Origin of the sequence: Aquitalea pelogenes (assembly GCF_041914625.1) — a bacterium.
Classification (GTDB): Bacteria; Pseudomonadota; Gammaproteobacteria; order Burkholderiales; family Chromobacteriaceae; genus Aquitalea; species Aquitalea pelogenes.
In genome coordinates this window covers 119,922-127,313 of record NZ_JAYSDA010000005.1, presented here as the reverse complement: position 1 = coordinate 127,313, position 7,392 = coordinate 119,922, and the positions used below count along the sequence as shown (strand labels likewise).

The 7,392-nt window shown below is 60.4% G+C and carries 7 protein-coding genes; all 7 read right to left on the bottom strand.

Translation table 11 applies throughout. The features are described from left to right. On the bottom strand, nt 1–1,197 hold a 1,197-nt coding region (locus ACE3SE_RS06130; RefSeq protein WP_374554236.1), incomplete at its 3' end, for a retention module-containing protein. Between the two features lie 177 nt (nt 1,198–1,374). Further along, nucleotides 1,375–1,983 carry a helix-turn-helix transcriptional regulator gene (locus ACE3SE_RS06125; RefSeq protein ID WP_374554235.1) on the bottom strand — a complete coding sequence of 203 codons (609 nt, stop codon included), beginning with the start codon at nt 1,981–1,983 and terminating at the stop codon, nt 1,375–1,377. Then, a complete protein-coding gene (locus ACE3SE_RS06120; RefSeq protein ID WP_374554234.1) occupies nt 1,980–3,389 on the bottom strand; it encodes an HlyD family type I secretion periplasmic adaptor subunit in 1,410 nt (469 codons plus the stop codon). The genes ACE3SE_RS06125 and ACE3SE_RS06120 overlap by 4 nt, the downstream gene beginning before the upstream one ends. Beyond that, a complete protein-coding gene (locus tag ACE3SE_RS06115) occupies nt 3,389–5,557 on the bottom strand; it encodes a type I secretion system permease/ATPase (protein ID WP_045845758.1) in 2,169 nt (722 codons plus the stop codon). The genes ACE3SE_RS06120 and ACE3SE_RS06115 overlap by 1 nt, the downstream gene beginning before the upstream one ends. A gap of 232 nt (nt 5,558–5,789) precedes the next feature. Further along, nucleotides 5,790–6,137: a DUF2069 domain-containing protein gene (locus tag ACE3SE_RS06110; protein WP_045845759.1), complete on the bottom strand. Its 348-nt coding sequence runs from the start codon at nt 6,135–6,137 to the stop codon at nt 5,790–5,792. Further along, nucleotides 6,134–6,877, bottom strand: coding sequence for a twin-arginine translocase subunit TatC (gene tatC / locus ACE3SE_RS06105; RefSeq protein WP_045845760.1), 744 nt, complete (start codon nt 6,875–6,877; stop codon nt 6,134–6,136). Before tatC ends, ACE3SE_RS06110 begins: the two co-directional genes overlap by 4 nt. Continuing rightward, nucleotides 6,874–7,383: a Sec-independent protein translocase protein TatB gene (tatB, locus tag ACE3SE_RS06100; RefSeq protein WP_374554233.1), complete on the bottom strand. Its 510-nt coding sequence runs from the start codon at nt 7,381–7,383 to the stop codon at nt 6,874–6,876. Before tatB ends, tatC begins: the two co-directional genes overlap by 4 nt. Between the last annotated feature and the right edge of the window lie 9 nt (nt 7,384–7,392).

Genomic DNA, 7,392 nt, shown 5'->3' with positions numbered 1-7,392 from the left:
CTCACGGATATTGAGGATGTTGTCGGCGGTGACGTTGTCCACCGTGATGGTGGCGGTCGGCAGGGTGGCATGCAGGGTGGCTGCGTCCGTCGCGGTACCCGAGGTATTGCCCACAGCGTCGGACTGGGAGGCACTCACGGTCACCGTGCTGCCATCAGCAGGCTTGGTAATGTCCAGGGTGACGGTGCCATTGCTGTAGCTGGCGCTCACATTGGCATCGCTGCCAGTGACGCTGCCATCGGCATGCACTACCAGGGTGGTGGTGTGGCCGCCATCGTTGACCACGATGGTGGCGCTGCCGTTCTTGGCCAGATCGGCTGCATCCAGCTTGACGGTGGCTTCCACCTTGCCGTTGACCAGTTCGCTGGCGTTGATCACACCATCCGGTGTGCCGTGCTCGCTGATGGTGACCGTCGGCGTGGCCGGCGGGGTGGTGTCGATGATGGCGGTAGCTGTTGCCGTGGCCGTGGCACCGGCGGTATTGGTGCTGGTGGCAATCAGCGTGTCGGTGCCATCCGGCAGCGGCGAAGTGGGGGTGATGAACCAGTTACCATCGCTGCCCACGACTGCACTGCCAATTACCGCACCGGAGGTATTGGTGACGATGACGGTGAGGCCGGGAATGCCGGTACCGTGAATGGTGGGCGTGGCGTCGTTGGTGGCACTGATGTTGTCGATGCTGACATTGACCGGTACTGCGGTATTGCTGGTTGTCAGGTTTTGTTCGGTCGGCAGGTTGAAGGCGGCACCACCGGCACCGTCACCCAGCGCACCGCCCAGTGCTTCGCTCACCCGCATCAGGCGGACAAAGCCGTGGCTGCCTTCGTCGGCACCACCGGCACCGTTCAGGCCGGCCGCTGCAGGATCAAGCTGGGCCAAGGGGTCCTGACCGTTTTCCAGGGCTGCCAGCACTTGCTGCGCTTCCGGCGCCAGCTTGGCCACGGCAGCTTCGGTCTTGTCTGTGGTTTGCGGCTGCATGGTTTCGGTCGTCAGCGCCATTTCGCGCGGGCCATCCACATTCAGCAGCTCACCGTCGGCACGGGCCACCGACAGGGTAGCGCCATCCAGCAGCACCACGCGCTCACCCGGCTGGATGATGTCGCCGGCCTTGAGGATACGTTCATGCCCCTGGGCATCAATCGCTTTGGCAACGCCGTTAACGGCAACAACCTGACCTTGGACAGCAGTGGTGCTCATGTCTGACTCCTGAAAACGCAATATGCAGTTCGGCCAGCTTAGTCAGTCATGACGAGAAAATATATTGTACTGAAGGGCAAAGTCCTGCTTATTTTCAGAAATTTCGTATTGTCATAAAAGAACAAAGCCGCTCTATCAAATTGACAGAGCGGCTTGATCGGCAAGGCCGGGGCAGCACTAGACAGCAGTGAGTTTAAGCAGCAGTTGCAGGCGGTCCTCCACCCCGAACTTCTGGAACACCGAAGTCAGGTGCGCCTTGACCGTGCGTTCGGAAATATCCAGCTGGCGGGCAATATCCTTGTTGGAGCGGCCTTCACGCAGCGCCGCCACCACGTCCTGCTCGCGCGCAGACAGGCGGCTGCGCCAGTCGGTTTCGGTCCTGGCTGGCAGCTGGCGACCAAAGCGGGCACACAGTTGCTGCATGATGCTGCGCCCCACCCAGGTGCCACCGGACTGCACAGTATCGAATACCTGTTGCAGCAGGTCGGGGGTACTCATGGCGTGGGCATAGGCCGCTGCGCCATATTGCAGCCACAGCATGCCTTCTTCGTCGCGCGGCAAGGAGGACAGCGCCAATACCCGACAGTGCTGGCAGGCCTGTTGCATGTCCTGCTCGCCGGGGGCGGTGGCCGCCAGATCCAGCAGAACCAGACTGTCGGCCGCCACGTTGGCACGGTTGAGCGCGGCCAGGTCCGGCAGACGCAGGGCGTCTTGCAGTCCCAGACTGTCGGCCCAACCATCGGCCAGGGCGCTGCTGGCGGTAATCAGGATGACGGGAGCGTTCATCGTTCGGTAAAGGCCTCTGCCTTGGCACGCAACACCGGTTTCAACAGATAGGAAAGAATGCTCTTCTTGCCTGTCATGATGTCCACCTGCGCCACCATGCCGGGAATGATGGGCAGGTGTTTCTCGCCCAGTGCGCCCTGGCTGGTGCGCACCTTGACAATGTAAAAGGCATTGCCCTTGTCGTCGGTCACGGTATCGGCACCGATTTCCTGCAGGCTGCCTTCCATGCCGCCGTACACGGTGTAGTCGTAAGCGGTAAAACGCACCATGGCACGCTGGCCGGGGCGCAGGAAGGCGATGTCACGCGGCGACACGCGGGTTTCGATCATCAGCGAATCTTCCAGCGGGACAATTTCCAGGATGTCCTTGCCCGGCTGCACCACGCCGCCAATGGTGTTGACAAACAGACGCTTCACTTCACCCTTCACCGGCGAACGTACCTCGGACAGCTTGACCTTGTCGGCCAGGCCGGAGCTACCGGCGGACAGGCTGTTGATCTTGCCCATGGTGTCGGACAATTCGGCGCTGGCCTGATTGCGGAAGTTCAGCTCCACTTCCTGGATCTTGTGGTTGGCTTCGCTGATGGCGGCTTGCAGTTTGGGAATCTGCGCACTGGCCATGTCGCGTTCACCCTGATAGCGCGATACATCTCGCTGCAAGCGCAGCAGGTCGACGTCCGATACCGCACCTGACTCTTTCAAAGGCTTGGTAACCGCCAGCTCGCGCTGCGTCAGCTGGTAGCCTTGCTGCGCCTGGGCCAGCTTGGCACGCACTTCGTTCAGTTCTTGCGAGCGCTGGGTCAGCTCCTGCCGGGCGATGGACACATTGGCATCCAGTTCGCGACGCTTGGTCTGGTAAAGGTCGGTTTCCTGCCGGGCAATATCGGCCGCCTGCTGCTCCACTTCCTTGGGCAATTCGAACGGCACGTTGTTGGCAATGGCACGCAGCCGCGCCGCCTTGGCCAGCAAGGACAGATACTGGGCCTGGTTTTCGTTCAGCGAAGAAACAAAGCGGGTGTTGTCGATATTCAGCAGCAGCTGGCCTTTTTGCACGATCTGGCCTTCCTTGACCAGAATCTTGGATACCACGCCGCCATCCAGGCTCTGGATATGCTGGTTTTGCGATACCGGCACCACCTTGCCTTCACCACGTGCCACTTCGTCAATCTGCGACAGGGCTGCCCACAGCAGTGCCACCACCAGCAAGGCCAGCATGCTCCAGACAAACACGCGTGGCCGGCCCGGATTCTGTTCCAGAATGGCCCAGTCTCCGTCGGTGGCAAAATCCTGGCGGTCCTGCAAATCGCGCGCCGCCGCCCAGTCCATCAGCTTGTCCCAGTACGGCGAGGTTCGTCCCTGTCCGCCACGAATCCAGCCTTGCAGGCGTTGTTTCCATGTTTTTTTCATCAGCCTGCCCTCCCCACCTGGCCTTGTTGCAAGGCCTGAATCACGGCGGCCTTGGGTCCGTCAGCCACAATGGCACCGTTGTCGATCACGATCAGGCGGTCGGCCAGATCCAGCAGGGCATTGTGATGGGTCACCATGATCATGGTCTTGCCCGCCATCACCTTGGCAAGGGTTTGCTTGATCTGGCCTTCGGTGGTGTGGTCCATATTGCTGGTGGGTTCGTCCATCAGCAGGATGGGCGGTGCATTGAGCAGCGCACGGGCAATGGTCACCGCCTTGCGCTGGCCGCCGGAGAGCGAATCACCGCGCTCGCCGATCACCATGTCAAAGCCTTGCGGATGACCGTTGATGAAGTCGGACAGGCCCGCCAGTTCCGCCGCAGCAGCCACGCTGGCGTCGTAGGCATGCGGCGCACCCATGGCAATGTTCTGGCGTAGCGTGCCGTAGAACAGCACTGCATCCTGCGGCACATAGCCGATATGGCGGCGCAGCTCGGCCGGGTCCACCTGGTTGATGTCGATGCCATCCACCCGCACCGAACCCTCGGTTGGCTGGAACAGGCCCAGGATCAGCTTTTGCAAGGTGGACTTGCCGGAACCCACCCGGCCGATGATGGCCACCCGTTCGCCAGCCTTGATCTTGAACGAGACATTGCGCAGCGCCTGCTGCGGATTATCCGGATAGCTGAACGAGACATTGCGGAACTCGATCTCACCCTGGAAGCTGGTGCGGTGGAAGAAGTTGGCATCCTGCGGCCGCTCCACCGGCATGTTCATGAAGCCATCCAGCGAGGACAGCGACGTCTTGGCGTTGTGATACTGGGTGAGCAAGCCCACCAGCTGGCCTAGCGGTGCCATGGCACGGCCGGACAGCATCACCGCGGCAATCACCCCACCCTGCGAGGTATTGCCATCCATGATCTGGTACACCCCCAGCACCAGCATCACGATGGATACCAGCTGGGTGATGAAACCGGCAAAGGTGTTGGCCGAAGTGGCCAGCAGCTTCAGCCGCGCACCCACCTGGGCCAGAAACAGCGTGCCCTGCTCCCAGCGCCCCTGCTGCTGGCCTTCCGCGGCCAGGATCTTGATGGTTTCCAGCGCAGCCAGGTTTTCCACCAGCTGGGCATTGCGCTGGGCCGAGGCACGCAAGGTGGCCTCGGTCAGCTCTTTCATCTTTTCCTGGATGAGCAGGGCAAACACGATCATCAGCAAGCCGCCCACCAGCACCGGCACGGTCAAGAGCGGGGAAATCCACAGGATCACCAGCAGGAAGATCAGCACGAACGGCAGGTCGATCAGGGCGGTGATGGAGGCCGAGGCAATGAAGTCGCGCACGGTTTCAAAAGCCCGCAGATTGGAGGAAAACGCGCCCACCGAGGCTGGCCGGGCTTCCATGCGGATGCCCAGCACCCGCTCCATGATCAGGCTGGACAGCGTCACATCCACCCGTTTGCTGGCCAGGTCGATCAGATAGGCGCGCGTCATCTTCAGCAAAAAGTCGAACACCAGGGCCAGCAAGCCGCCAATGGCCAGCACCCACAGTGTCTCGGTTGCCATATTGGGCACCACCCGGTCGTACACATTCATCGACACCAGCGGAATCACCAGCGCAAACAGGTTGATCAGCAAGGCGGCAATCATGGCGTCGCGATACAGCGGCAGGCCGCCGTAGACGGTTTGCCAGAACCAGTGGCGCGAGCGGATTTCACCCAGCTCCGGCGCGCGGCGTTCAAAATTGAAGCGGGGGCGGACAAAGATGGCCAGTCCCAGGTATTTGCCGGCCAGTTCATCCAGCGAAATGCTTACTTCGGATTCGGTCAGCTCGGAGAAGCTCACCCGTGCCATGCCGCTTTCCGGGTCGATGGCGCGCAGAATGCAGGCTTCTTCGCCATCCAGCAGCAACACGGCGGGCAGCAGCGCGTCGCGCAGCTTGTCCAGCGGTTGGCGCACCACGCGGGAGGTCAGGCCGATGCGCCGCGCCGACCGTGAAAACATGGACGGATTCAAACGGTTATTGGTGAGTGGAATGCCTGCCACCAGCGATTCGCGGGTGGCATTGATGCCATACGAACGCGCCAGGGCAAAAAGACAATCCAGCAAGGGGTCCAGATGTGTAGCCTGCGGAGGAATGAAACCATGTTGTCCGGCAGAGGACGGAGAGTGCATGCGCGACCCTTCAGAAGCTTGAGTGTGATGAGTCTGAAATACTCGACTCTTCATTAATGACGATATTCTAATCGAAGCTTCAAAGGCGACAAGATGTTAAGATCAGTTAAAATTTTTACTTTAAAATACAAGCAGAATTTGTGCAGGATTTTGCGCGTTTGCTTGGGATTAACAAAGAAAAAACAAAACCTGCCAATGGCAGGTTTGGTGTAGCAACTTCCGGCAAAACAATTCAGGCCGGTTTGCGCTTGAAAGTGCGGGCAAAACCCAGCACGCAGCCAAAGAACACCACGCTGATTGCCACTTCCCACAAGGCCAGGGTTTGCGACAAGCCGCTATCCCCCCAGCTGCGCATGATGCCCTCGGTAAAGAAGGCCAGAATGAACATGCTGGACCACTGGTAGGTATACAGGCGCTCCTTGAGAATGCCCATCAGCGGGGCCAGCAGGATGACAGCCTTGAGCGCCAGAAACGAGCCGCCCGGTCGTACCGGGGCCAGCCACAGCTCCCAGGCCAGGGTCAGCAGAATCAGGGCGACCAGACTGGCAGCCGCGCCATAGTGAAACAGTTTTCGGTTCATTTTTCCTGACTTCCAACGCTCACGGCACGACCGGGGCGCGCCATGAATACCGCCATGATGATGCCTACTTCGTACAGCAACCACAGCGGTACGGCCAGCATGGTTTGCGACAACACATCCGGCGGCGTGACCACCGCTGCCACCACGAAGGCACCGACAATCACATAAGGCCGTGCTTCGCGTAGCTGCGCAATGGAAATCACCCCCATGCGCACCAGCACAATCACGATGATGGGTACTTCAAAGGTCACGCCAAAGGCGATGAACATGCCCATGACAAACGACAGGTATTTGTCGATGTCGGTCATCATGCTCACCCCGCTGGGCGTCATCATGGAGAAAAAGTGAAAGGCTACCGGGAACACCAGGAAATAGGCAAACGCCATCCCCAGCAAGAACAGCAGCACGCTAGCCACCACCAACGGCAGGATCAGTTTTTTCTCGTGGCTGTACAGCCCCGGTGCGACAAAGGCCCACACCTGGTACAGGGTGTTGGGCAGCGAAATGAGGAAGGCCACCAGCATGGTGAGCTTCATCGGCACGAAGAAGGTGGCCGTCACCTCGGTGGCAATCATGCTGCCGCCATTGGGCAGCGCGTCCAGCAAGGGTTTGGCCAGCAAATGATAGATATCGCCAGACCAGTGGAACAGGCCGAGAAACACCAGCATCAGGCCCAGAATGGCGCGTACCAGCCGCGTGCGCAATTCCAGCAGATGGACAAGCAAAGGTTGTTCGTTCATGCGTGAGGATGGGATGGGGTGGAAGTCTGACCGGACGCTGGCGGCATGTCATCAAACAGGTCCAGCTGGTTTTCGTCGCGTGGCGGGGCTTCCGGCGCGGACTTTTCCTCCACCACGGTGGATACCACGGCGGCAGGTACCGATGCCTGCAAATCCAGCCCGCCATGAATGGTGCGGGCGGCCTCTTCCAGCGGTGCCTTGGCCTCACTGGACAGTTGCTGCAGCTGGGCGGACTGGGCGGCCATTTCCTGCCGCACGCCCTGCACTTCCGCTTCCATCTGCGCCTTGAAACTGCTGGCCGCATCCTGGATATCGTTGCGCAGGCCATCCAGGCCGCTCAGATTGGCCTGCTGATGGATATCGGCCTTGACGCTGGCAACAAAGCGCTGGGCACGCGCCACCAGCGCACCCAGGGTGCGGGCAACGGTGGGCAGGCGCTCCGGCCCCAGCACCACCAGTGCCACGATGCCGATCAGGAGGATTTCACCAAAGCTGATATCGAACACGATGCGGCC

Coding starts and splice junctions, on each gene's coding strand:
- ACE3SE_RS06125 (WP_374554235.1), bottom strand. CDS start 1,983: ATGAACGCTCCCGTCATCCTGATTACCGCCAGCAGCGCCCTGGCCGAT.
- ACE3SE_RS06120 (WP_374554234.1), bottom strand. CDS start 3,389: ATGAAAAAAACATGGAAACAACGCCTGCAAGGCTGGATTCGTGGCGGA.
- ACE3SE_RS06115 (WP_045845758.1), bottom strand. CDS start 5,557: ATGCACTCTCCGTCCTCTGCCGGACAACATGGTTTCATTCCTCCGCAG.
- ACE3SE_RS06110 (WP_045845759.1), bottom strand. CDS start 6,137: ATGAACCGAAAACTGTTTCACTATGGCGCGGCTGCCAGTCTGGTCGCC.
- tatC (WP_045845760.1), bottom strand. CDS start 6,877: ATGAACGAACAACCTTTGCTTGTCCATCTGCTGGAATTGCGCACGCGG.